Origin of the sequence: Vogesella mureinivorans, from assembly GCF_007644035.1 — a bacterium.
GTDB lineage: Bacteria > Pseudomonadota > Gammaproteobacteria > Burkholderiales > Chromobacteriaceae > Vogesella > Vogesella mureinivorans.
Genome location: NZ_VMTV02000079.1, coordinates 1 through 294, shown reverse-complemented (window position 1 = coordinate 294; position 294 = coordinate 1). Strand labels below are relative to the sequence as shown.

Genomic DNA, 294 nt, shown 5'->3' with positions numbered 1-294 from the left:
TATAAATTTTTACGTAAAAAACGTTCGTAATGTTCGGCATTCTTGACCGCGACTTTGACCAAATAATCATAATCTCCTGTCACCAAATGTGCTTCAACCACTTCTGGCATTTGACTGAGCGCATCACTAAATTGTTCTAAAATTTCATCATCATGACGTTCTAAGGTGATTTCGATAAAAAAGAGTTCGTTAATCCCAATTGCCTTGGCATTGATTGTTGCAGTATAGCCTTCAATCACATTTAAAGACTCAAGACGTTTAACGCGTGTCCAACATGGAGAAGAGGAAAGTCCT

The 294-nt window shown here is 37.8% G+C and carries 1 protein-coding gene; it reads right to left on the bottom strand.

Annotated features, from left to right (window positions below):
• Nucleotides 1–239: Lrp/AsnC family transcriptional regulator (locus FLQ44_RS02030; protein WP_206208620.1), on the bottom strand; the 239-nt coding region annotated here is incomplete at its 3' end.
• Nucleotides 240–294 lie beyond the last annotated feature (55 nt).